The sequence below is a fragment of the Nonlabens ulvanivorans genome (assembly GCF_000732625.1).
GTDB lineage: Bacteria > Bacteroidota > Bacteroidia > Flavobacteriales > Flavobacteriaceae > Nonlabens > Nonlabens ulvanivorans.
The window spans coordinates 563,687-588,552 of sequence record NZ_JPJI01000032.1; the positions used below are offsets into that span (position 1 = coordinate 563,687).

The following is a 24,866-nucleotide window of genomic DNA, read 5'->3' on the forward strand; positions in this document are numbered from 1 at the left end:
ACCTATTGTTTCACGTGAAACATTTTAATTTTTTCATCTTCTTTGAGTCGCATAATACTTTTTTCGATATCAGTTTTATCACCAAAACCAATAAGGTGAAGCAGCCCATGAGACATAACTCGTAACAGCTCATCGTCAAAGCTTACGACAAAATCCTTAGCATTATCCTTAACTCTATCCACAGAAATATATATTTCCCCATGAATAAAATCATCGTCGCAATAATCGAAAGTTATAATATCCGTTAAAGTATCATGATTTAAATACTTCTGATTTATTTCCAATAGAAAATCATCAGTACAAAAAACATAGGATAAATCACCTAAAGATTTATTCTCAGATAAAGCAACAGCTCGTAACCATTTTGAATATCGTACTTCATCTGATAATTCAAAATTAAATTGATAATTAAAGTCTACCATCTTCTTTAAAATACTCCTTTACCTTCTGTTTATATTGCTGTTGCAAAGGTAGTACTTGTCTATTTAAAATCTCCTTACTATTAAAATACATGGATGCATCTGGTAAAACAGCATTAGTAGGATTGTTGAAGTCTTTACGATTAGTATTTCCTTCTCTTTCATCCTCCTTACCTTGTTGCAATCCTGCGTCTTTTAACTTCAATAAATCATGTTGTATCTCCATCATTTGATTTTGAACTTCACGATTAAAACCTTGATCTAATAGCTTACGCTCCACTGCCTTCATCTTATCAGTAATGTCATCAACAATTCCTTCAAGACCTTCCTGACGAATCATATCCTCTAATTGATTTCTCAATTCCTGTTGTCTTTTATAAATCTCATAAATCCTGCCACTTTCTTCTTCTGATTCTTTATATCCACGTTTCTCTTGACTATCACCAGATCCATTTTCATTTCCATCTTTTCCACTCGTACCATCACTACCCGATCCTTCACCATTAGAACCTTGACCGCCTTCACCACCTTGACCACCTTGGCCAGATTCACCAGTACTTCCTTTACCGTCTTTACCGCCTTGACCACTTTCACCACCTTCACCAGATTGACCACCTTCACCCGACTGACCTTCTTGACCATACTTTCCTCCTTGACCAGGTGGACCAGATTCTCCAGGTTTACCTTCGCCAGGTTTTTTTCCCTTACCATCACCAGGTTTTTTACCATCGTTACCTTCCTTACCGTCCTGTCCTTCTTTCATCAAAGACTCCTGTTTCTTAATAATGTCTGGTAACTGAAAACCTGAACTTTGACCTTCACCAGGTTCTCCTTCACCTTTACCAGGTAAAGCCATCGCATTATTCATAGCATCCATAGCGCTGCTAAGTAGATTTGCTAGTTTATTAGAACCATTCAAAGTGAACTGCTGTGATATCTGCCCTTTATTCATCTCAAAATCACTTAGTTGCACCAAAGATTTATCTATATAATAGTAAATATCAGTTACTTCTCTATTTATTTCTATTCCCACCTCAGGATTACGTGATGCAAGAGCAAATAAACTGTCATCGACGTGTTTAAATGCTTTCTCAAGATCCTTTTGGATTTTAAGTTTTTTACCAAAATTTGGACTGTTTCTATTTAGATTCTTAACACCATTAAGAACGTTTTCTTGTTCCTTTGAAAACACAATCAGGTTATCTAATATCTGACGCAACATATCTGCATCCTCTTTCAATTTCTCAGATTTACCAGAACTCATTTGAGCTTTCATAGCTTGCGCTTGCTCTTTCATTTTATCTGCGGCACTTTTTTGTTTTTTACTAGCATCCGGCGTTTTAGAATTCTCAAGATGATCGCTAGATTCCTGCTGTTCTTTCTTAATCTCTGGTGAGTTAAGTGGATCAAAATCTAACTTCATAGGTTTTTTAAGACCATTGTTTTCCTTCTCAAGTTCCTGTAGTTCCTTTTCCCATTTCTTATAAGCTTCATTTAACTTATCCTGTTCAGACTTCTTATTCTTATCACCTTCTTTTTTTGATTGATCTTCTTGCTGTTGTGCAATGTCCTTCAGCTTATCAATCATTTGCTCATACTTCTGCGTAACGTAATACATTTTTGTGAGCTCTAGCAATTGTTTTAAATTACGCTTTTGCTGCTTTGAATTCTTTTGAGCCTTCTCTATTTTTTCTTTAAGATCTTCTTTACTTAACTTATCTTGGTACTCTTGAAGCTCTTTAAGTAATTCTTCATTTTTCTTAATCTCTTCTTCACTTTGCTGTAAACGTTCTTTTAAAGCCTGTTTCATAGGATCTTTTTCAGGATTAGACTTCTCTAAATTATCCCTCATTTTTTCCATTTGTTGACGCATTTCACGTTCCTGCTCTTGTTGATTTTTAAGAGCTTGTTCTAATTTTTTCTTATCGTTAAAACCACGTTGTTTTTTCTCAATTTGCTCTTGACTTATTTCTTTAAGTTCTTCTTGTTGTTTTTCTTGTTCTAATAATGATTTCTCTAGCTCTTCTAAAGATTCTTTTTGACCTTTTAATTGTTTTTGCTGTTCCTCTTCTTTTGTAGATTTTTTGAAACCATAAACCTGACTCTTTGCACTTTTAAAATTATTAACAACATCATTATCAACTACTTCAAAATAAAATTGATAATTTTTACCGCCTTTTAAGGGTAAATTACCAGGAAAAGTGAAAAGAAATTGATCAAATGTTCCACGATTCTTTCCTATCTCATAAATCTGCTGACTTACGTTATTATCGCTTTCAAAATAAACAAGTTGTATCCTTCTAATCCCATAATCATCAGCTACTTGACCTCTGAAATAAAGAATATCTTCTTGAATACTATCTTTCTTCATTTCCATTTTTAATTCTGGATAATCATCCTTAGTAACTTCAATTTTAAAATTCAATTCTTCAAAATCCCTTGCATTCACATTGGATGTTGAGATAGCATATTTAAGTGGCTTTAATATCGCTTTCGCGAAAGCGTAATCATTACCATCCTTCTCAAACGATTCTACAGCATTAGTATATTTAAAATCTACATGATCTGTCGCAGCGGTTTCTAATTTCCAAGTAATCTTAGTTCCCTGTGGAACCAGAGCATTTCCCGTGCTTTTTATAACCTCATCTTTCTTACCAGTATAGGATGGATAGTCCATCAATAATTCAAATTTATTAATGGAAGGGACAGCATCGACAGTAAGTTCAAAATTCTCACTACGCACTTCATTTGCTTTAAGATAAAATGGAGTGTCTGCAGATGGATTATTAAATACAAAACTAAATCTACCTGGAGCGTCTTGAGTTAAATAATAAGTTTGATTATTAAAATGAATACTTGCGTTTTCAGGAATTGTTCTTCCTGAAACTTCTACATTAAGTTTGAAATCACGTTTTTGTAAAGTATTCAAATCTTCATTAAGCAACTTAAAAGTGAAAGGTGCTGGTGGGATGTACTCATTGTTAAAGTCTGCTACACGTTTTGTACTTTCTGTTAGTACATCATTATTACCAGTGAAGAAAAGTGCAGCAATAATTAACAATGGAATAGCAAGATATTTTAAATATGCCGCGTTCTTTTTAAAATCGATGGCGAGAGAAAAAGGAATAGGTTTGAGCTCTTCACTCTTCTGATTAATACTGGCCCAAGTAAGCTCATCATCTCCTCCATTTTTATGTAATTGTAATATGTTGATTAATTTATCTGATACTTCAGGAAAATGAGTTCCTATCATATTACTGGCATCTCTAAAATCAATTCCTGAAAATAATTTGAATAGTCTTGCTAATGGTATACCAATAAATTTAAACAATAATGCTGCCTGTACTAACACAAAAAGACCAAATAAAATTGTTCTACCTGTAGAACTCAACCATAAAAAATGCTCGATAACAGCAGTAAATAGGAAGTACAATAATCCTATCGCTAGAAATAAAATAATACCACGAATGATCTCATTTGTGTAATATTTTTTAATAAAAAGTTTGAGCTTGTGCTCTATGATTTGAAAGTTATTCATCACTTAATATGTCGTCTATGTAGGGTAAATATAACGCAATGAGCACGATGTTTATGATATGGTGTATATTAGAACTTGTTCTTTAAGAAAATAACGCCCTTAAAATTTCAATAGTTTAATCATCATACTCATGAAAGATCTCAAATACCTAACCGCATATATCGTTCCTATTTTGTGCGTGATTGGTATTTATTATAGAGGATCTGCTTTATATATTACCCCATTGATGGTTTTTACAATCGTACCATTAATTGAACTAATCATGCCATCTTTAACTAGCAATTTAGATGCGGAAAGTAAAGAGAGTAAGTTGAAAAATAAATTATTTGACATCTTATTGTGGTTAAATGTACCTATCATATTTAGTGTTCTTATTTATGGTTTATACATGTACTCTATCAGTAATTTTGAAACTTATGAAGTAATGGGTTTAATCTTTACGTTAGGAATAGTGGCTGGTAGTAATGGAATTAATGTTGCACATGAATTAGGTCACAGACAAGAATCGTGGGAACGTTTTCTAGGTAAAATATTGTTATTACCTAGTCTCTACATGCATTTTTATATAGAGCATAACTATGGACATCATGTAAATGCTGCAACACCTGAGGACCCAGCTAGTGCGCGTTACAATGAAAGTCTATATGCATTCTGGTGGCGTTCTGTTATCAATCAATATAAAAACTCATGGAGTATTCAAAATAGATTATTGAAAGCAAACGATCAATCATTCTATTCTGTAAAAAATGACATGCTTTGGTACACAGTTATACAATTGAATTATTTAATTATTATAGGTATTTCATTTTCTTGGATGACTTCTATAATTGCATTATGTATTGCTGTAGTCGGTTTTAGTTTGCTAGAAATTATAAATTATCTAGAACATTATGGGTTGAGAAGAGTACAGAAAAAGTCAGGCAGATATGAAGTAGTAAGAGAAATACATAGCTGGAATTCTAACCACGCGCTGGGTAGAATTTTGCTTTATGAACTTACTAGACATAGTGATCATCACTATAGAGCAAATAAAAAGTATCAACTTCTAGATTATCATGAAAACAGTCCACAACTACCCTATGGATATCCTACTATGATGGTTATTGCTACGATACCACCATTGTGGTTTTCAATTGTTAATAAACATGTGCCACAAGAAATGATAGAATTATCTGAAAATAAAAATAGACATTTATAATCGTTAAATATTGTCCTACCATAGCTATAGAGAACCACTTTCTTGAGAAAGTCTTAACTGTTAACACTGAACTCATAACTTACAAATATTATCTTTGCAGCCTTAAAAACGGCGATAATGAGCACTTCAGTTAGAGTAAGATTTGCACCTAGTCCTACGGGACCATTACATATAGGTGGCGTTAGAACAGCATTGTTCAACTATTTATTTGCAAAAAAACACAACGGTACTTTTGTACTACGTATTGAAGATACAGACCAAAACAGGTATGTAGAAGGTGCTGAAGATTATATTATTAACGCTTTAAACTGGTGTCATATTCCTTATGATGAAGGACCAGGAAAAGAAGGAGATTGTGGACCTTATAGACAAAGCGAACGCAAATCAATGTATAAACAATATGCGCTAGACCTTATAGAAAAAGGTGCCGCCTATTATGCGTTTGATACTGCGCAAGAATTGCAAACCGCTCGTGAAAATGCAGAAGCAAAAAAGGAAACTTTTATATACAATCATAACAATCGTAACGATTTTACCAATTCTCTAACCTTATCTAGTGATGAAGTAAAAGAACGTATCAATCGTGGAGATGATTATGTGATCCGTTTTAAGCCAGAGTTGAAAACACTACACATGTTTGATGAAATCCGTAAAGGGATTGAAATAGACACTTCACTTATCGATGATAAAGTATTATTTAAAAGTGATGGAATGCCTACTTACCACCTTGCTAATGTGGTAGATGACCATGATATGAAAATTTCTCACGTGATACGTGGTGAAGAATGGTTGCCTAGCATGGCATTGCATGTATTGCTTTATGAAAGCTTTGGATGGGAACGACCTAAGTTTGCTCACCTACCATTAATACTTAAACCTACCGGAAAAGGAAAATTAAGTAAGCGTGATGGTGATAAAATGGGCTTTTCAGTATTCCCACTAGAATGGAAAGATCCTAAAAGTGGAGAAATATCTACAGGTTTTAAACAAGATGGTTTTCTTCCAGAGACAATGATCAATATTTTAGCGTTCTTAGGATGGAATCCAGGAACTGAACAAGAGATTTTCAGTCTAGATGAATTGGTTCAAGCTTTTAGTCTTGATAAGGTAAATAGTTCTGGTGCAAAATATGATCCGGAAAAAGCTAAATGGTTTCAGCAACAATGGTATGTTGCACAAGATGATGCTGTTATAGGTGCCGCTTTTGCGAAAGCGTTAGAAGAAAAAGATATCGATTATGGATCACAGGATTATGTGAATATAGTTTGTGGTCTAGTGAAAGAACGTGCTGTTTTTACAGAAGATCTTTTTGAACTGGCTGGTTTCTTCTTTACTGCACCAGATTCATATGATGAAAAAGCAGCTAAAAAAGCTTGGAAAGAAGATACTTCTAACATTATGACAGATGTGATTAAAATTATCGAAGACTGCACTGATGATAGCGCTACCGGTTTAAGTACTGCAATTAAAGGCTGGATTACTACTCAAGAAATGGGATTTGGTAAAGTAATGATGCCATTAAGACTATCATTAGTAGGTAGTTTGATGGGACCTGATGTATTTGAAATAGCAAGTATGATAGGTAAAGATCAAACTATCGCTCGCATTCAACATGCTATAAAGAAGTTATCTTAAAAATAAAAGCGAACTCCAGCGGTGATATAACTCATATTACCGTTGAGTTCTTCGCTTAAGGCGTTTTTACCATTTAAAACATCTAAAAACGCATAGTGGTAATGAGCAGAAAATCTAATCTTCTCTGATCCACCACTTAAACCGACAATTCCATTAATATTTATTGGCGATGTTTCTTGAAAAGAAGCAACGGTAACAGCGCTACTACCTGTAATTATGCTGTCTTCATACCGTTTATCTGCTACTTTAAATTCACCATTAAAAGATACGGCTGGTCCTATTTCTAAAGAAAGATAATCTCTATTATCAATTTTATAAGCCCATAGTAACTTTACCTCTGCACCGATAACACTCATGTCTATATCATCAAGTGTTAACGCTTCTTGAACAGAAAATTTATTATTAAAAAGGTGTATTCCAAAAATCAGATCCCAATAAGGTCTAGAGGATCCTCTGGTTTCTAATCCAGCGCTCCACCCTACTTTACCATCTACCGCTACATCATCAGTGTTTAAACTAAAAAAGGTAGCATCTAGAGCTATACCTAGTCTATTATTTGAAGCTTGTCTTCTTTGAGCCTGAGCAACTATATTGAAACCACAAATGAAAATAATAATAAATAAACTTCTCATAATTAAATTAAAAGCTAAACATAATAATAAAAGAACTCAGAGACTAAATAGAAAGCAAACAATATCATTATTGTTTACCTTGGCTACAAATTCTTTAAAAGAAATAAAAGATGAAAAATACAATCCTTACATTTTTTCTGATTATCCCATTGATTTCTATAGCTGCAAAGTATTATCCCGGAAAGGCTGTAAAGACCGACGGAACAGAATTAATAGGTTATTTTGAAGAACCAGATTTTGCAGCGGTTAAAAAAATTAAATTCAAAAGTTCTTTAGATAGTAAGAAACAAAAATTTCTGTCAGTAGAATTTTCTACACTTGAATTTACTAAAGGCGAAGAGCTTGTGAAATATGAAGTTTTATACTACATGCAGGCAAAATTTTTAAATTTTAAGAAACTAAAGGTGAGTAAAAAGCCCATTTGGTTTAAAGTTATAGAAAAGAATATTGATGGTGTATCTATTTATGTGGCTTGGGGAAAATCAAATGACGGCCGCGGAAACATTTCTTACAGCATGACTTCATACATGAAACTACCTGATGAAAAAGAACTTAAATATCTTCAATATGAAGGAAGCTCTATGACTGAAATTAAAATTGGATTTTATAAAGCATTCACCAAAATCATAGATTATTATTTTAAAGATTCATGTCCTGAATTACTGACACATGTCACAAAAGATCTCTATAAAGAAAAAGGAGTTTTAATGTTGACAGAGCTTTATAAAGAACATTGTAAATAGTGCCTGTAACTTTTTTAAATAAAATAAGACTAATTGTACTGTATCTTTAAACAAACTTAAAACACTAACTATGGGACAATTAATTTTTCCAATTTTAGGAGTAATCATACTTCTACTAATTTTCAGTTCATTTTTTACGGTAAAGCAACAAACAGCTGCTCTAATTGAGCGTTTTGGAAAATTTACCAGTATGCGTCATTCTGGACTTCAGTTTAAAGTGCCATTAATTGATAAAATTGCAGGACGTATTAATCTTAAAATTCAACAACTAGATGTTATTGTTGAAACTAAGACAAAAGATGATGTATTTGTTCGTCTTAAAATATCTGTACAATTCCAGGTTAGAAGAGAAAAAGTATATGATGCTTTTTATAGATTACAAAACCCACATGACCAGATAACATCATATGTATTTGATGTAGTACGTGCAGAGGTTCCTAAAATGAAACTAGACTACGTTTTTGAAAAGAAAGATGATATTGCCATTGCTGTAAAACGTGAATTAAACGAAGCAATGATGGATTATGGATATGACATCATTAAAACGCTTGTAACAGACATTGATCCAGATATACAGGTAAAGGCAGCTATGAATCGTATTAATGCAGCAGAGCGCGAGAAAACAGCTGCTGAGTATGAAGCTGAAGCTGATCGTATCAAGATTGTTGCAAAAGCACGTGCCGAGGCTGAATCTAAACGTTTACAAGGTCAAGGTATCGCAGATCAACGCCGTGAAATCGCTCGTGGATTAGAAGAAAGTGTTGATGTTTTAAATAACGTAGGTATCAATTCTCAAGAGGCAAGTGCTTTAATCGTAGTTACTCAGCACTATGATACTTTACAATCTTTGGGTGAAGAAACTAATTCTAACCTTATTCTTTTACCTAACTCACCACAAGCTGGTAGTGATATGTTAAACAACATGATTGCTAGTTTCACTGCAAGTGCACAAATAGGTGAGCAAATGAAAAAAACTAATAAAAATAAAGAAGTAGATGAGGCAAATAGAAATAAAGATTCTGATGGATGGCAAGATTAATCTTATAAATCTATTTTATTAAATAAAAAAAGCACCGCTGTTGCGGTGCTTTTTCATTTATTTTTCAATGCAATTTTATCTTCCTATCAATTTGTTGACCGTTTTAAGAATCACCGCTTTCTTTGCAATAGAACTTACAATACTAGTTAATACTGATACTGCAGAGAAGCTTTCCTTTACTTCATTCAGATTAAGTTTCATGGTCTCTTGATCAACCTGTTTTTGCAGTTGTAAATACCTTAAATCTCTATCTATTTCGTCAAAACTATTATAAACTCTCATACTTGTCAATTTTTATATCCTCATTTGAATTGAAGAATTGCTGGCTGGTCTTGCGCAATAGACTTTTTTCAATGACTGGCTTCATAAATAAAGCTACTAGTATAACGAGTAAAAAATAAAATAATCCAACGATTAAATATCCAAGAGCATCGTTATCTAATAAATCACCAATGTAGATACTGACAGCAAGACTTAAAAATAGAATTGATATCAGTAAAAAAAATCCCAATAGCAATTTATGGCTGCTCGATATCACGCCACTCATTACTTTTTTATAAAGATCGAGTTTATGATAGTTAATAGATGATTCTATAAAACTTTGAGTAGCGGTGGTAAATTCTTGAATATTCTCACTTATACCTTTTCCCATATATCAGATTTATACCGTGGTTTTTCCGTTTACCTTAGGCTTCTGTAATTTTGCATTTTGTGCTCTTAACTGCTCTAATTTTCTTTCTAACGAAACAATTGCATCGTCAGCTTTAAAACTTGCTGTTGATAATGCAGTCTCGATGCGCTCATCTAGGGTACCTTTATATTCAGTGGCCTTAGTTGTTAAAGTATCATAAGCAGTTTGTGCTTGATTTTTAATATCCTTTTGCGCCTTATCAGCCTTTTTCTTTAATTTCTTTCTAGTTTTCTCACCACTTTCTGGTGCATAAAGTAAGCCTGCAGCTATTCCTATTGCTGCTCCTGCTACTAGTGCTACTAATGCGTTTCCTGTCTTTGCCATCTTCGTTTAATTTATTGATTATTAATTGATTCAAAGATAAACACACTGTATGTGGTAATACGTTAATAACCGGTTAACAATTATGGTATATATATTAAATCCTTCTTAAATCAACATAATTATTACTAATTGTAGTTAAAATAAGAAGGATTTTATAAGATACGCTTTCGCGAAAGCGTAATTATTCAAAATATTTAGAAAATACTAGTCCTCTAGCTTTGCCCAAGTATCTCGCAAGGTTACTGTACGGTTATATACCATTTGATCCTCTGTAGTATCTGGATCAACACAGAAATATCCCATACGTTGGAATTGTACAATGTCACCTATTTTTAAGTTTTTCATTGCAGGCTCTGCCATGGCAGTAATAACTTCTAGAGAATTAGGGTTCACAAATTCCATAAAGTCTTTTTCCTTATCAGTATCTGGTGATGGTACTGTAAATAAACGATCATAAAGGCGTACTTCTACAGGCACTGCATGTGCAGCACTTACCCAGTGAAGTGTACCTTTTACTTTGCGCATACTCGCTTCAGTACCGCTACCACTTTTAGAATCTGGATCATAGGTGGCGTGAATCTCTGTAATATTACCGTCTGCATCTTTAAGGCAACCTTCACCTTTAATGATGTATCCGTTCTTAAGACGTACTTCTTTTCCATTTTTAAGACGGAAGAATTTCTTATTTGCCTCTTCTCTGTAATCTTCACGTTCTATATAAAGTTCTTTGGAAAAAGGAACTTCTCTAAAACCACGAGACTCGTCTTCCTGACTATTTTCTGCCTGAAGGATCTCTACCTGATCGTCTGGATAATTAGTAATAACCAGTTTTACTGGATCTAATACACACATCACACGATCTGCAGTTTTATTTAAATCATCTCTTAAATGAAACTCGAGATGGTTCATATCTACTAGGTTATCACGTTTTGCGATTCCTATAGACTCTGCAAAGTTTTTTAATGATGCTGGAGTGTAACCTCGACGTCTTAAACCAGATATGGTCGTCATACGTGGATCATCCCATCCGTTAACTACACCAGCTTCTACCAGTTTTTGAAGTTTACGTTTACTGGTCACAGTATGTGATACGTTTCTACGGGCAAATTCACGTTGCTTAGGACGTATTTTATCTTTATCGATAACTTGATCAAGGAACCAGTCATAAAGCTCTCTATGAGGCTTAAATTCAAGCGTACAGAAAGAATGTGAGATTTGCTCTAGATAATCACTTTCTCCATGTGTCCAATCGTACATAGGATAGATTTTCCAGTCAGTACCGGTTCTATGGTGTGCTTTATCAACCACACGATACATGATAGGATCGCGCATGAGCATGTTATTAGACTGCATATCAATTTTAGCACGCAGGATATGTTCTCCTTCACCATATTCTCCATTCTTCATACCTTCAAAAAGTGCTAGATTTTCTTCCACACTTCTATTACGGTAAGGTCCATCTACTCCAGGTTGAGTAGGTGTCCCTTTTTGAGCGGCCATTTCTTCACTAGATTGAGAATCTACATAAGCTTTTCCGTCTTTAATCATTTGAACTGCCCAGTCATAAAGCTCTTGAAAATAGTCTGACGCATAACACAGATTATCCCATTTATAACCTAACCATTCTACGTCTTTTTGAATCGCAGCTACATATTTTGCTTCTTCTTTTGCAGGATTAGTATCATCAAAACGCAGATTTACTGGCCTGTTGTACTTCTCTCCTAGCCCAAAGTTTAAACATATTGCACTAGCGTGACCTATGTGTAAAAACCCATTAGGTTCTGGTGGAAAACGGAAACGTAATTTATCTTGAGAAAGACCATTGTTTAAATCGTCTTCTATAATGTCTTCTATGAAGTTATTAGGTTTAGTAGTATCACTCATGGCTCTTTTCAATATATTTAGATAAAACAAATTTACAGCTTATTTCAGTCCTAACCATACTCATAGTATCTTTACCACATGCATACAATTATACTTGAAAACGTAAAGGTTTATACTAACCATGGATGTCTCGATGAAGAGGCTATGATAGGTAGTGAATATCGAGTAGATCTAGAAGTAACTGCTGATCTATCAAAAAGCGCTAAGACTGATGAACTGAGTGATACCGTGGATTATGTTTCACTTAATAGAATTATAGTAGAAGAAATGGCGATACGTTCAAAATTACTGGAACAAGTCGCACAAAGAATACTGGATCGAGTTCTGAATGAAGAGCAATTAGTACAAAAAGCGCATGTAAAAGTGGCAAAAATCAATCCTCCTATAAGTGGTGATGTGGCAAGTGTGGTCATTTCTATGCAGCAAAGTCGCTAGAAGTCAACACTAAAGAGCGTTTTTGATTAATAATAGTGATAAAGACAACTTTTTTGTTATTTTTGCGGGCGTAAAAGGCGTCTTGGCCGAGCGGCTAGGCATGGGTCTGCAAAATCTAGTACAGCGGTTCGAATCCGCTAGACGCCTCTGAAATCCTCAATCTTTACTGATTGGGGATTTTTTATTTTAAATAGAATCGTTAAGTACAGGAATTTCCTCCACACCTTCTAGTTCTGGAGCGACTGGTTCTGGTAATTCTGGAATAATGTGCAGTTGCTCTTCTACCTGATTAGTTACACTAGGAAAAGCTCCTTTAAAAATAAGTACCGCACCACTAATCATCATTATGATAGCTATCAATCTTTTTAATAGAAATATACGATGTGGTGTGAGGTAACGATTTAGGCTTTTTGCTAGCACTATTTTACATAGATCAACAATAAAATAAGTGACTAATACTGCACCAAAAAAGGTGATAATTCTATTAGAATCATTCTCTAACTGAGGACTAAAAACGACTATTAATCCTAGCCAAAATCCTAAGACACCTATATTGATAAAGTTGAGGAAAAAACCTTTTATAAATAAAGAAAAGTAGTTGTTCTTCTTTACAATAAGTACTTTAGGATCAACCTCTTTAAGATAAGATTTTCTAGTTTTTACAAAAGAAACGATACCATATATCGCAAGTATAGAACCGCCAAAAATATAAAGTCCAGGATCATCTTTTAACTTCTCTAAAATAGAGGAAGTCATAAAATATGCTGCTAGTAAAAAAATAATATCTGCAAGAATAACTCCTATATCTAGTGCTACCGCAGCTCTAAATCCTTTAATCGCACTGGTTTCTAGTAATGCAAAGAACACTGGTCCTATGAGAAAGGCCATTAAAAATCCCAGCGGAATTGCACTAAGAACATCTTCGAGCATATAATTAAAAGGTTATTGCTCAAAGGTAAAAATTAATGTTGGGTTTTCTTATACCTGTGTGTTGATAATTAACACGCTTTCGCGAAAGCGTAATTACAGGAATTTTTACTTAATAAGTTGTCTTAATCCCTTATCTCAATACGTCCACCTGCAAAAGTTTTTTTAGAAATTTCTTGTGGATTACCATAGACTATAACATCACCGCCTGCCTGAATATTAATATCTACAGCGTTAGTGGCATATACTTCTACTTCTCCACCAGCTCTAAGTTTTACTTTGGTACGTTTTGATTTAAGATCTTGGTTCTCTACAATTCCACCAGTATTGACGTTAACGATTTGTTGATCTACAGTACCACTTACTTCAGTAATTCCACCAGATACGGCTTTAATCTCAAGATATTCTACCATTACACCAGCTTTAACTCGAGCGCCTTCTTGTACTCTAATCTCCAATTGTGGTTGTTCTATAAGTTCATTAGACGTGATAAAGGCACCTTCATTTCCATCAATTACTTTTAAATCTGTGTAGTGAACATGGACAAAAGTTTCTGTACCATCAAATTGTTTATCAAAAGCCATGCGTATTTTCAAAGTTCCATTTTTGTGAACATACTCTACATCACTAGCATCGTGACCAGAAATAACAATTTTATTAACGTCAGATTTTACAAGATTAACAGTGATTAAATCATAGACTTTAATAGTATCAAAGTTACCTAACTCAACTTCCCTAGGGTTTTGAGAAAAACTGAATGCCGTAACAAATAAGAACAAAAATAGAGTTGAAATTTTCATGTGTATCATTTTTATAAAGATGTCATACAAATGATTTTGTTACAGTAAACGAAAAAAGGTAGTCTATCATATGACAAACTACCTTTCATACTAACCAAAAAAACTCTACTTTTTTGAAATGATATTTTGATATTTAGGGAATATCTAAAATATCTTTATGTACTACTTTTTTCAGGGGAAAAATGTAAATACACTTTCTTAGTTAACTAACCAGGATAACCGATACAAATATCTAGCCTTTTACCTAGGGTAGTTAAAATGTGAGTTAGTAAAATCATTTTATAGATTAAAATACAAAATCATAGATGAAATACAGTAAAAAAGGTTTTTACTATTATCATTAAAATTTAAAACCGTCTTATCTTCTTTTAAAAGTATAATCGATTGACATCTGATCACTATAAACTTGTGCTTTAAGGCTATCGTTTATAATAGAATATTTAATGTGAGTAGGAAACTCATTTTCTAAATTTACTGCTGTAAAACTTTTACTAGTAAATTCTTTAATTTCAAAAATAGTAGGAGATTCATTGACACCTGTAACTTGAAGTACCCATCTATTATCATTTTTAACTAGTATATTAAGTGGCTTGATAGCTAATTTTTCTTCAAAAACAGTGTCGTTTTCTTCTAGAGTAAAACCATGACCTAAAAAGCTTCCATCGATTTGCATCCTCCAATTTTCAAAAGTACTTCTACCATCTCTATCATCTACTCTTTGCCATTTACCTTGTAACCAGCTTAACTGAGGTCCTTTAGAAAAATCTCGCTTACAAGAAACGAGTGAGCATATCGTTAATAATAATAATATTCTTTTCATAACTAGTGTCTTTTACCTTTCCAGGTTCCACCATATTTATAAAAAGGTAAAGACTGGTGATTTTCTGTGCAGGTCTTGCAACAAAAAATCCAGTCTTTGCCTTTAGTAATCTGTATGCGATACATAACTGTATCTTCTTTTTTACAGGTATAACAATGCTTAGTTTTCAACAGCTTCTTTACTACCTATCATCCAGAAATCTAGATGTTTCTTAACAAGATCTGCATTTTTTACTTTTACATAAACCTCGTCGCCTAGTCTGTAAGCGTTTTTAGTCTTGCGACCTATCACTGCAAACTCTTCTTCTACAAATTCATAACTATCATCATCTAGATCTCCTAAACGTATCATTCCTTCACACTTATTAGAAATAATTTCTACATAAATTCCCCAATCGGTAACTCCAGAAATAACACCTAAGAACTGCTCGTCTTCATGATCCTTCATGAACTTAACCTGCATGTACTTGATAGAATCACGTTCTGCCTTAGTAGCTAGAATTTCCATATTAGTAGAATGGTGACACTTTTCTTCATAGAGCTCTTCACTTACACTTTTTCCTTTATCTAGATAATGTTGTAATAGTCTATGGACCATCACGTCTGGATAACGACGTATAGGTGAAGTAAAGTGAGAATAATAATCAAACGCTAGACCGTAATGACCTATGTTTTGTGTAGAATACTCTGCCTTGGACATGGTTCTAATAGCAAGTGTATCGACCATGTTTTGCTCTTTATTCCCTTTTACATCACTTAATAATTTGTTTAAAGATTGAGTAACATGTTTGCGATCTCTTAAGTCTAGTTTATGACCAAAACGAGTCACAATTTTTGCAAGTGCACCTAGTTTTTCATCATTAGGCTCATCGTGAATACGATAAACAAAAGTATGTTTAGGATCACGTTTTCCTATAAATGCAGCTACTTTTCTATTAGCCAATAGCATAAATTCTTCTATTAACTTATTAGCATCTTTAGAGGTTTTAAAATAAACACCTACTGGCTCACTGTTATCATTAAGATTAAATTTAACCTCAGTTTTATCAAAGCTCAATGCACCTTGTACCATACGTTCATTACGCATCTTTTTTGCGATACTGTCTAAGGTAAGAGTTGCTTCTACAATAGCAGGATCTGCAGTTGTATCTTTTTGAGTAAGTGATATGTCTGCAGGAATTTCTCCTTTACCAGTCTCAATAATGTGCTGTGCTTCTTCATAAGCAAAACGTTGATCTGAATGAATGATAGTACGACCAAACCACTGTTTATAAACCTTTCCACTATCGTCCATTTCAAATACTGCAGAAAAACAAAGTTTATCCTCGTGTGGATTTAAAGAACATACACCATTTGATAATACCTCTGGTAACATAGGTACTACTCTATCAACTAGATATACAGAAGTTGCTCGTTCATATGCTTCATCATCTAGTGGCGTTCCTTCTTTTACATAATGACTTACATCTGCAATATGGATTCCTATTTCATAATGACCATTTTCTAATTTTTCAAAAGAAAGTGCATCATCAAAATCTTTGGCATCTGCTGGATCAATAGTATAAGTAAGCGATTCTCGCATATCGCGACGTTTACTTATTTCTTTATCTGTTATGGTTTTATCTAACTGGTCTGCATATTCTTCTACAGTTGTAGGGAATTCATATGGCAAACCATATTGTGCTAGTATAGCGTGAATTTCAGTATTATGCTCACCAGGTTCTCCTAAAACAGCTTTTACTTTACCGTTAGGTGAATCTTGCTTATCATTCCATTCTACAAATTCAACTAGAACTACTTGTCCATCTTTTGCACCATTAATCTCGCGACCTGGTATAAAGAAATCTGTTTGAATTTTTGGATCGGTAACGTTTACAAAAGCAAATTTTTCATGTACTTGTATAGTACCTACAAATTCAGTTTTCTTACGTTCTATTACTTTAGTAATTTCTCCTTCAGGCTGTTGACCTCTTCTTCTATGATAAACATATACTTCTACCTGATCACCATTTAAGGCCTGACCTAATGAACGACGCGGAATCATAATATCTTCCTGTAATTCTTCTGTAATAACATATCCAGTACCACGTGTACTGATATCTATAGTACCGGTATAATAATCAATTGCTTTTATTATTTTAAACTTACCACGACCTGTTTCTTCAATTTGAGCTTTGGCTTTTAATTGGTGAAGTCTTTTTATAACTTGATTACGTGTACTAGCGTCTGTTATTGAGAGCTTTGCACATATTTGTTTATAATTAAAATCCTTATTAGGTTCTTGTTTTAATACATTCAGCACAGATTGACTGAGGTTTTGAAACTTTGTTTTTGAGTTTCTTTTTTTCTTCTTCTTCATATTCTATTTATACTTCTACAAAGTTAATCTTTTAAAACTCTGAGAGATTATAACTGGTTTATACTTTGATTATTAATGATTTAATATACCGTTATTAACAATTATTTAAGAAATAGCTGTAACTTTGTATGATGTTAGTCGTCTTATCGATAACAATAATTGAACAAATGGAAACTAGAAAGCCTCTAAAATCAACTTTACTATTCATAGGGATCTTTCTTGTGGGTATACTTCTAGTTGTTCTTTTTGTTAATAAAGCATTGGATACAGAACACACTGTAGATAGTTTTGAGGAATCTTCACCTCTTATTGAAAATACAACGACTACTAGTGCTTAACTAGATATTACTTATTAAATAATCACCAATTTATATCCTAGTTAGATTCAATACTTAACTTAGAAATCAATCTATCGATATTTTTTAAAAGTGATTATTAAAATATTTATAAATCATATCAACTACACCATGCATTTACTATTCCAAAAAGAATTTTAAAGAAATTCTTTTGTTCCACAATATTGATTCGTTTCTTCTTTAATCATCGTATTGAATTTTTATCGTTTTCAACGTTATCCACATTATAAACAATATCATTTTTTCTTTTTTAAAAATTTAAATAAAATTGATGATGATGATGTAGTGTGAATAGCGGTATATCTTTTTACTAAATAATTAGGAACTTGTTACTTTTACAACTTATCGCTACTTATCCACATGTTATACTAACGTTAACTAATTGTAAAGTAAGTTTCTAATGTAAACGAGCTAGGTTTATACACAGTTGTTGACAACCCTTATTCACATCAAAATGTACATAAACTAGCTATATATTTTATGTTAATGAACATCATTTTAGGTCTGAAAAGTCAGTCTTAAATTGATGAGTTATATTTTGGTTATGTCGATTTTAAATGGATATGGGTTATTAAACCTTCACTTCCTAATGTTTTCTTTCAATTGATATCAACAGGTTATCTATTGTTTATGAATAGTGTAAAACCATCGATGTTAATAACCCTAGATTATCAATAACTAGACTTAAATTTGTATGGTAAAACACCGCTATTATGAACATCTCTATAGGAAACGACCACGCAGGACCAGATTATAAACAAGCTATTGTTAATATGCTTAAAGAAAGAGGTCATCAAGTAACTAATCATGGAACAGATACTTTAGATAGTGTTGATTATCCTGACTTTGCTCACAAGGTAGGGCAGGATGTTGATAACCACGCGGCAGATCTAGGTGTAGTTATTTGCGGTAGTGCACAAGGTGTCTCTATGACCGTTAATAAGTATCAAAATGTTCGTGGCGCAGTATGTTGGACCAAAGAAATTGCAGGACTAGCACGCGAGCATAATAATGCAAATATCATCTGTATACCAGCACGTTTCACTTCTATACCACAGGCTATTGCCATGGTAGAGACTTTTTTAGATACAGAATTTGCAGGTGGACGCCATGCAAATCGTGTGAATAAGATAGCTTGTTCATAAGTACGCTTTCGCGAAAGCGGGATACTCCACAACATAGTAGATGATGTTGTTATCTGGTGGATCACTAGCTGATTATTTTCTACTACTTTTTATATTTATAATACTACCTAGTGGTATACTATTTTTGATTACTAGGTATTTAGTATTTAGGTATATATTTTTAACAATAGGAAATAGATGGTATAGAATTTTTACTGGCTTGTTGTTTTATATATTATCATTAACTGTAGTGATCTTATGTATTTATTTTTATAATTACTAGTATGAATCTTAATAAAAGGCAAGAGTATCTAGATCTAGGTAATGCATTACCTAATCAATATTATCACTTAAAATTTGATAATCATTGCTATTGGCGCATTGCTTTAGACAATACTTTATTTGCAAAATGGAGTGAAGTAGTACCAGCTCCAGCTTATAGAAATATTACAGAGGATCAATTAGATTATGCAATCCATTTATTAAAAAGCTATCAAAAAGACGAGCAACTTTTATTAGAACACAATCGTATATCTTTAATTTATCGCGGTAAGAAATAGTACGATAATTAGACTATACAAATAATAATTAATTTAAATAGGTGAGTCACGATTTGTGATTTTCATCTGTGTGTAAAGTGAATATGAGAAAAGAAGCTTCTATTATAATACATCAATTAAGAACAGCAGTTCATCCTCAAAAGAAATTGATGGAGATATGGCGTGATCTTGAAGAATTTGATGAAAAAGATCGAGAAGAAACACTGGATGATCTAGATGCTAGACGTCAAGAATTTATGGCGACTGGCGATGAAGAATTTGGAAATATGCTAGAGAAAATAATTACTGACATAAGAATAGGAGTGAAGCCACCACAGCCCAAAGTGGTTCCAAAACAATTTTAAAAATGGAAGTAATAGTTAAATCATTTTCTGACTTTAATATTCAAGAATTATATGATGTACTACAATTGCGTACTGAAGTTTTTGTGGTAGAACAAGACTGTGTTTATCAAGATATGGATGGTAAGGATCAAAAAGCTATTCATATTGTAGGATATATAAATGATAAACTTGTAGCTTATACTCGTGTGTTTCAACCAGGTGATTATTTTAAACAAGCTAGTATAGGTAGAGTAGTAGTAAATCCAGAAAATCGTGGCGCGGCCTACGGCCAGAAAATCATGACTGCGAGTATTGATTATTGTAAAAATCAAGGATTTCCATCCATTAAAATATCTGCTCAATGTTATCTAGATAGATTTTATAAAGATTTAGGTTTTATGGCTACAGGTGAAAAATATCTAGAAGACGGAATTCCTCATCAAGCGATGACTTTAGAATTTTAAATATGGCCTTTACTGATCTTCATAAACAGTTTCCGTTTTTTAATAAAACACTGGTGGATACTATTAATCGAGAATGTGACATTATTACTGTGCCTCATCATCAAGAGATTTTACGCAAAGGTCAGTATGTAAAGGTGATACCAGTGGTGTTAAAAGGACTGTTGCGAGTTTATACTACCCATGATGATAAAGAATTATTACTATATCATATAAAAGCAAGTGAGAGCTGTGTGATGTCCTTTGCAGCAGGTATTAAAAATGGAACCAGTGAGATTTATGCACAGACATTAGAAGATACAGAAATACTTTTACTACCTGCAGACAGACTTAAAAAATGGCTGCAGCAATATCCAGAGTTAAATCTACTTTTTAACTCACAATATGAGATGCGCTATGCAGATTTATTAAACACTATAGAGAATATGGTGTTTCATAAAATGGACGAGCGTATTTTAAATTTACTGCACGATAAAGCAGCATTAACTAATTCTCAAATAATTAAAATCTCTCATCAAGCGCTTGCAGACGATCTGGCTACATCTCGAGAGGTGATTAGTCGTGTTTTAAAAAAATTAGAGAACGATAACAAACTTGTTTTATCACATCAAACTATTAAAATTCTTTAGTTGTGACTTAAGTCACTTTTTAAGAACGTACACTAGACTACTATTGTATCTCATTTTAAAAGTATAAGTAATGAAGAAAAATTTAGGAAACATCGATAGAATAGTAAGAGTATTATTTGCAGTAATAGTATCTATTTTATTCTTTACTAATGTAATAACAGGTACACTAGGAATTATTTTATTAATTGTAGGTGGTGTATTATTAGCCACTAGTTTTATGAACTTTTGTCCATTATATGCAGTTTTAGGGATTAATAGTTGCCCAGTAAAAAAGTAAATAATAGACAAAAAAAGCTCAATATTTTGAAAGAAACCTTCATCATATTGAGCTTTTAATAAAAGTAAAATTTACTTAATCATCATGATGTCCATGACCGTGATGACTTTTATTACCAAATGGTTTCCATATGATTCCTGCACTTAAGATAAAACCATCTGTAGGCGCATAAATTTCATTAAAAGTAGGTACTCCAGTAATATCTGTAGTGACAGTAGGAGAGTAGCGGCTTTGTCTTCTATCTGTTAGATTTTCAAAATTCATATATAGATTTCCCCAGTCAAAGTTTTTCATAACCAGCAGACCCATCAATAAAAAATCTTGAGAATCTGAGCCATCAAATAAAAGTTGTTTACCAGTATAATAGGTTTCATAACCTATGCGCCATTTCTCATTTTCATACATAATAACGCTACCGGCATTATGTTTTGCAGTCAGTGGTTTTTGAGGATTACCATCTAGATAATTAAGTTGAGTGTCTATAAGTGCATAGTTTAAGAACCATTTAAAATCTTTATAAGAGAATTTAATATTAGTCTCTGCACCGCGACTGAAGGTAAAATCTGTTGCATTTGAATATTCAAACATTCCTGGACTAGTGGCACTGCTATTGAGTAATAATCCGTTATCTATGGCGGTTAAATAAAATAATTGATTAATCGAGAAATTAATCTGATCAGTAATAGCAAACCCATAATCAAAATCTAGATTCATACCATAAGAGGTCTCTGCCACTAATTCATTTTTGTCTATCCCCATTACATTTTGAAAATTCAATCTTTCAGCATCTTCAGTAAATAAATCTGGAATTTTATAACCTAATCCACCACCTAAACGACTTGTAAACCTTCCATCACTTTTATATAATAAAGATGCTCTAGGTAACACAAAAGCACCCCAATCTGTTGTAAAATCTGTACGTAGACCAGTTTCTAATATCCAGTTATTATTAATATCTGTAATGTTATTTACAAAAGCACCTATGGTAGTATCTTTTTGATCACGTTCATTAATCTGCACGTCTTCGTCAAAGCTAGATGTATATAAATTAGCTCCCAAAACCCAGTCAGTCTTTGTAGAATTAGTTTTATAATTTACCTCAGTAAATGTGTTGACCTGATTACCTTTAAAATCCATATTAGGAATCAGTAATTCTCTATTAAAATAAGCAATACTATTTTTAAACTGGAAGCTAGAATGATCTGTAAGTTGAGTATCCCATACCGCTTGTGTACTTAACCTGCGCGATATGTTTTGTTCTAGATATCCATTATTATTGCCATCTATAGCATCTAGATTTCCACCTTTACGATCGTCAAATGTACCGTTAAGACCTAGCCATAAGGTTGTTTTCTCACTAGGATAATAAAATACTTTAGGATTTAGTGAAATGGTACGCGCTCGAGGTAAATTAGAATATTCATCTCCATCTGGATCATACTCTTTTTGAGAATTTGCGCTTCCATAAAGCGTCATTCCCCATTTATCATTACGTGCACTGTAAAATACGTTTCCAGTAACTCCTAGGGCTTGTGTCCCTACTAACATTAAATCTAGCTCTGCCTCATCATCTGGCGTTTTAGACTGCATATTTACCAGTCCTGCAATGGCACCACCACCATATAGTGTAGAAGAACTTCCTTTAATGATTTCAAATTGAGAAATATCTAATGGTGGTACTTGCATGATACTTAATCCACCAGCAAAGCCACCGTAAAGTGGAAATCCATCTTTTAACAACTGTGTATATCGACCATCTAACCCTTGTATACGTATGGATTGATTTGCACTGCTTTGAGAGGTTTGTTGCATCTGTATACCGGTGCTTTCTCTCAGTACCATAGCAATATTAGTACTGTTCATTGCTGTTTTTTCAATAAGCTCTTCTCCACCTATAAATTCTACTCGAGTAGGTGTGCGTTTAAAACTACGAGAAGATCGTGTAGACTGTATGACGATTTCTTCCAGTTCGCCTTTTGCCTCGTGTAGTTGAAATGTATAATCCAGTTGATCTGGTATAACAGCAGTAACGGTTTGTTTTTCATATCCTATAAAAGAAATGGTCAGTTCATAAGTTCCAGCTTCTAGGTTGTTAATGGTTCCTTTCCCGTTGATATCCATCATCGCACCTTTTTGGAGATTTTGGATGGTAGCGTTTGCACCTAGTAATGGTTCGTTATTTTCTTCAGATACCACAGTGATGTTGATATCATAGGTTGTTTTGGATTGCGCTTTCGCGAAAGCGTAACACAGCAACAACATGCTGCATAAAATGATTTTTTTCATGTAAAATGTTTAAATAGACTAAAATAAAATGAGCACAATGCTCTTGAAGTTTCTAGCTATTTAATTGTGGTGGCTGCAAGATAGAGCCATCAAACCCGTCATAAACAGGACTGATATAAAAAGAAATTTGTGAATTAATTACCGGTAGTACTATAAACTCTAGTGGCTCAAATTCAAAAGAGATCACATGAACAGAGCAGCAATTACACTGGCAAAATGGTGAGCATTCATCTTCATGATCGTGATTATCATGGTCGTCGATATCTACAGTTTGTTCTACCTCATCATGCTGCTCAATATTACCATCATTACAAGGCATGATGTTGAGTCCTAGAAAATATATCGAGAAGATGAATAATATAACTTTCACAAGACAAAGATACTAAAGCAATCAGAACTATTTAGTAGCTCTTTTTAAGCGATCATTAATGGATTTTCCTAGGTCGTGATCTGGTAATCGTTGTGCTACAATCATGTCTAGATCTAGTTGATCTAGCTCGTGCATTGCGTTATATAATCTAGATGCAGCCTCTTTTAAATGTCCGGTTTTAGATAAATAATTTACCTGCGTTACTGCATAATCTGGATGATCTGTAGAGTGGAGTAGAAGTCCTATTTTTTTACCAGCATGTAGAGCGATAAATTCACTTATGTCATCTACTAGATAAGTTGCCGTACGTGGTGCATAATGCTTCTCGAGCATTCCTGGTGCATTGGGTGCTTGCTCTTTATTATTTTTTACAGTGACAGGTCCTATGATGGACGTGATATCTTCTAATGATATAGAGCCTAGTCTATAAACAACGGTCTTTTCATTTTCAAAGCCTATGATGGTGGACTCGATTCCGTTCTCGCAATTACCACCATCTAATACCATTTCTAGAGAACCATCAAAATAGTTTTTTACATGCTGTGCCGTCGTAGGACTAATATGCGTAAAAGGATTTGCACTAGGTGCCGCTACTGGGAAATCTAAGTTTCTTAATAATTCTAGGGTTAATTCATGCTGCGGCATTCTAATCCCAACAGTATCTTTTCCGGCAGTGATGAGGTCTGGAACATCATTCTTTTTAGGTAAAATAAGTGTTAAAGAACCTGGCCAAAAAGCTTGTGCCAGTTCTTTTGCTTTATCAGGAAAATTTACTGCCAGTTCCATTACTTGCTCCATGCTATGAATATGCACTATCAGCGGATTAAAAAACGGGCGTTTTTTCATCTCAAAAATCTTCTTAATGGCAGTCTCGCTATAGATATTTCCAGCGAGTCCATAAACGGTCTCGGTAGGAATAGCAACGAGTTCTTCTCTCTTGAGAATTTCGGCAGCTTTTAAGATGTCTTTTGAAACTAGTGTCATGATGCTTTTCCTAAACGTTTTAGGTGCTGCAAATATCGTTGTTATGGTTTATA

At 33.5% G+C, this 24,866-nt stretch carries 26 protein-coding genes and 1 tRNA gene; 13 read left to right on the forward strand and 14 right to left on the reverse strand.

Features of this window, described 5'->3' with window-relative positions; translation table 11 throughout:
- Positions 1 to 2: 2 nt before the first annotated feature.
- Both ybeY and IL45_RS09655 read right to left on the reverse strand, forming a co-directional pair.
- Positions 3 to 422, reverse strand: a complete 420-nt coding sequence (gene ybeY / locus IL45_RS09650) for an rRNA maturation RNase YbeY (protein ID WP_036583258.1) — start codon at positions 420 to 422, stop codon at positions 3 to 5.
- A complete protein-coding gene (locus IL45_RS09655) occupies positions 409 to 3,957 on the reverse strand; it encodes a DUF4175 family protein (RefSeq protein WP_036583260.1) in 3,549 nt (1,182 codons plus the stop codon). The genes ybeY and IL45_RS09655 overlap by 14 nt, the downstream gene beginning before the upstream one ends.
- A 130-nt stretch (positions 3,958 to 4,087) precedes the next feature.
- On the opposite strand from IL45_RS09655, the gene IL45_RS09660 reads away from it, so the two are divergent.
- Both IL45_RS09660 and gltX read left to right on the forward strand, forming a co-directional pair.
- Positions 4,088 to 5,155 (forward strand): alkane 1-monooxygenase, encoded by a 1,068-nt coding sequence (locus IL45_RS09660; protein WP_036583262.1) that lies wholly within the window; start codon positions 4,088 to 4,090, stop codon positions 5,153 to 5,155.
- A gap of 117 nt (positions 5,156 to 5,272) precedes the next feature.
- The gene (gene gltX, locus IL45_RS09665) at positions 5,273 to 6,790 is read left to right on the forward strand and encodes a glutamate--tRNA ligase (protein ID WP_036583263.1); all 1,518 of its coding nucleotides are present in this window, start codon (positions 5,273 to 5,275) and stop codon (positions 6,788 to 6,790) included.
- Here the strand turns inward: gltX and IL45_RS09670 are convergent.
- Positions 6,787 to 7,422, reverse strand: a complete 636-nt coding sequence (locus tag IL45_RS09670) for a hypothetical protein (protein ID WP_036583266.1) — start codon at positions 7,420 to 7,422, stop codon at positions 6,787 to 6,789. The genes gltX and IL45_RS09670 overlap by 4 nt on opposite strands.
- 110 nt (positions 7,423 to 7,532) lie before the next feature.
- Here IL45_RS09670 and IL45_RS09675 point away from each other — a divergent pair, with 110 nt between their 5' ends.
- Both IL45_RS09675 and IL45_RS09680 read left to right on the forward strand, forming a co-directional pair.
- Positions 7,533 to 8,165 (forward strand): hypothetical protein, encoded by a 633-nt coding sequence (locus IL45_RS09675; RefSeq protein WP_036583270.1) that lies wholly within the window; start codon positions 7,533 to 7,535, stop codon positions 8,163 to 8,165.
- Positions 8,166 to 8,235: 70 nt separating this feature from the next.
- Entirely contained in the window at positions 8,236 to 9,204 is a 969-nt protein-coding gene (locus tag IL45_RS09680; protein WP_036583272.1) for an SPFH domain-containing protein, read from the forward strand.
- Between the two features lie 75 nt (positions 9,205 to 9,279).
- On the opposite strand, the gene IL45_RS09685 is transcribed toward IL45_RS09680, so the two are convergent.
- From IL45_RS09685 to IL45_RS09700, 4 genes are all read right to left on the reverse strand, one after another.
- Positions 9,280 to 9,486 (reverse strand): DUF6327 family protein, encoded by a 207-nt coding sequence (locus IL45_RS09685; RefSeq protein ID WP_036583274.1) that lies wholly within the window; start codon positions 9,484 to 9,486, stop codon positions 9,280 to 9,282.
- Complete coding sequence (locus IL45_RS09690) at positions 9,473 to 9,856, reverse strand: phage holin family protein (RefSeq protein ID WP_036583275.1); 384 nt, start codon at positions 9,854 to 9,856, stop codon at positions 9,473 to 9,475. Before IL45_RS09690 ends, IL45_RS09685 begins: the two co-directional genes overlap by 14 nt.
- Positions 9,857 to 9,865: 9 nt before the next feature.
- Positions 9,866 to 10,219 (reverse strand): YtxH domain-containing protein, encoded by a 354-nt coding sequence (locus IL45_RS09695; RefSeq protein ID WP_036583277.1) that lies wholly within the window; start codon positions 10,217 to 10,219, stop codon positions 9,866 to 9,868.
- A 204-nt stretch (positions 10,220 to 10,423) separates the two neighbouring features.
- Entirely contained in the window at positions 10,424 to 12,103 is a 1,680-nt protein-coding gene (locus IL45_RS09700) for a glutamine--tRNA ligase/YqeY domain fusion protein (protein ID WP_036583279.1), read from the reverse strand.
- Between the two features lie 78 nt (positions 12,104 to 12,181).
- On the opposite strand from IL45_RS09700, the gene folB reads away from it, so the two are divergent.
- A complete protein-coding gene (gene folB, locus IL45_RS09705; RefSeq protein WP_036583281.1) occupies positions 12,182 to 12,538 on the forward strand; it encodes a dihydroneopterin aldolase in 357 nt (118 codons plus the stop codon).
- 76 nt (positions 12,539 to 12,614) lie between these two features.
- Positions 12,615 to 12,685 (forward strand) — tRNA-Cys (locus IL45_RS09710).
- Positions 12,686 to 12,724: 39 nt separating this feature from the next.
- Here IL45_RS09710 and IL45_RS09715 read toward each other — a convergent pair.
- From IL45_RS09715 to rnr, 4 genes are all read right to left on the reverse strand, one after another.
- Positions 12,725 to 13,468 (reverse strand): LysE family translocator, encoded by a 744-nt coding sequence (locus tag IL45_RS09715; RefSeq protein WP_036583282.1) that lies wholly within the window; start codon positions 13,466 to 13,468, stop codon positions 12,725 to 12,727.
- A gap of 122 nt (positions 13,469 to 13,590) precedes the next feature.
- Positions 13,591 to 14,265: a head GIN domain-containing protein gene (locus IL45_RS09720; RefSeq protein WP_036583285.1), complete on the reverse strand. Its 675-nt coding sequence runs from the start codon at positions 14,263 to 14,265 to the stop codon at positions 13,591 to 13,593.
- 358 nt (positions 14,266 to 14,623) lie between these two features.
- Positions 14,624 to 15,085 carry a DUF6265 family protein gene (locus IL45_RS09725; protein WP_036583286.1) on the reverse strand — a complete coding sequence of 154 codons (462 nt, stop codon included), beginning with the start codon at positions 15,083 to 15,085 and terminating at the stop codon, positions 14,624 to 14,626.
- Between the two features lie 159 nt (positions 15,086 to 15,244).
- The gene (rnr, locus tag IL45_RS09730; protein WP_036583287.1) at positions 15,245 to 17,443 is read right to left on the reverse strand and encodes a ribonuclease R; all 2,199 of its coding nucleotides are present in this window, start codon (positions 17,441 to 17,443) and stop codon (positions 15,245 to 15,247) included.
- Between the two features lie 167 nt (positions 17,444 to 17,610).
- Here rnr and IL45_RS15155 point away from each other — a divergent pair, with 167 nt between their 5' ends.
- From IL45_RS15155 to IL45_RS09765, 7 genes are all read left to right on the forward strand, one after another.
- Entirely contained in the window at positions 17,611 to 17,781 is a 171-nt protein-coding gene (locus IL45_RS15155; RefSeq protein ID WP_160165400.1) for a hypothetical protein, read from the forward strand.
- A 731-nt stretch (positions 17,782 to 18,512) separates the two neighbouring features.
- Positions 18,513 to 18,944: an RpiB/LacA/LacB family sugar-phosphate isomerase gene (locus IL45_RS09740; RefSeq protein WP_036583289.1), complete on the forward strand. Its 432-nt coding sequence runs from the start codon at positions 18,513 to 18,515 to the stop codon at positions 18,942 to 18,944.
- A 263-nt stretch (positions 18,945 to 19,207) separates the two neighbouring features.
- A complete protein-coding gene (locus IL45_RS09745; RefSeq protein WP_036583290.1) occupies positions 19,208 to 19,483 on the forward strand; it encodes a hypothetical protein in 276 nt (91 codons plus the stop codon).
- 83 nt (positions 19,484 to 19,566) lie between these two features.
- Positions 19,567 to 19,827, forward strand: coding sequence for a hypothetical protein (locus IL45_RS09750; RefSeq protein ID WP_036583292.1), 261 nt, complete (start codon positions 19,567 to 19,569; stop codon positions 19,825 to 19,827).
- 2 nt (positions 19,828 to 19,829) lie between these two features.
- The gene (locus IL45_RS09755; RefSeq protein ID WP_036583294.1) at positions 19,830 to 20,270 is read left to right on the forward strand and encodes a GNAT family N-acetyltransferase; all 441 of its coding nucleotides are present in this window, start codon (positions 19,830 to 19,832) and stop codon (positions 20,268 to 20,270) included.
- A 2-nt stretch (positions 20,271 to 20,272) separates the two neighbouring features.
- Positions 20,273 to 20,896: a Crp/Fnr family transcriptional regulator gene (locus IL45_RS09760; RefSeq protein WP_036583297.1), complete on the forward strand. Its 624-nt coding sequence runs from the start codon at positions 20,273 to 20,275 to the stop codon at positions 20,894 to 20,896.
- 70 nt (positions 20,897 to 20,966) lie between these two features.
- Positions 20,967 to 21,173: a YgaP family membrane protein gene (locus IL45_RS09765; protein ID WP_036583299.1), complete on the forward strand. Its 207-nt coding sequence runs from the start codon at positions 20,967 to 20,969 to the stop codon at positions 21,171 to 21,173.
- A gap of 75 nt (positions 21,174 to 21,248) precedes the next feature.
- Here the strand turns inward: IL45_RS09765 and IL45_RS09770 are convergent, their stop codons facing one another.
- Genes IL45_RS09770 through IL45_RS09780 form a run of 3 tightly spaced genes read right to left on the reverse strand, consistent with a single transcriptional unit; the run spans position 21,249 to position 24,813 of the window.
- Positions 21,249 to 23,459 carry a TonB-dependent receptor gene (locus tag IL45_RS09770; RefSeq protein ID WP_036583302.1) on the reverse strand — a complete coding sequence of 737 codons (2,211 nt, stop codon included), beginning with the start codon at positions 23,457 to 23,459 and terminating at the stop codon, positions 21,249 to 21,251.
- 52 nt (positions 23,460 to 23,511) lie between these two features.
- Complete coding sequence (locus tag IL45_RS14815; protein ID WP_152550768.1) at positions 23,512 to 23,829, reverse strand: DUF6660 family protein; 318 nt, start codon at positions 23,827 to 23,829, stop codon at positions 23,512 to 23,514.
- 27 nt (positions 23,830 to 23,856) lie between these two features.
- Entirely contained in the window at positions 23,857 to 24,813 is a 957-nt protein-coding gene (locus IL45_RS09780; RefSeq protein WP_036583304.1) for an L-threonylcarbamoyladenylate synthase, read from the reverse strand.
- Between the last annotated feature and the right edge of the window lie 53 nt (positions 24,814 to 24,866).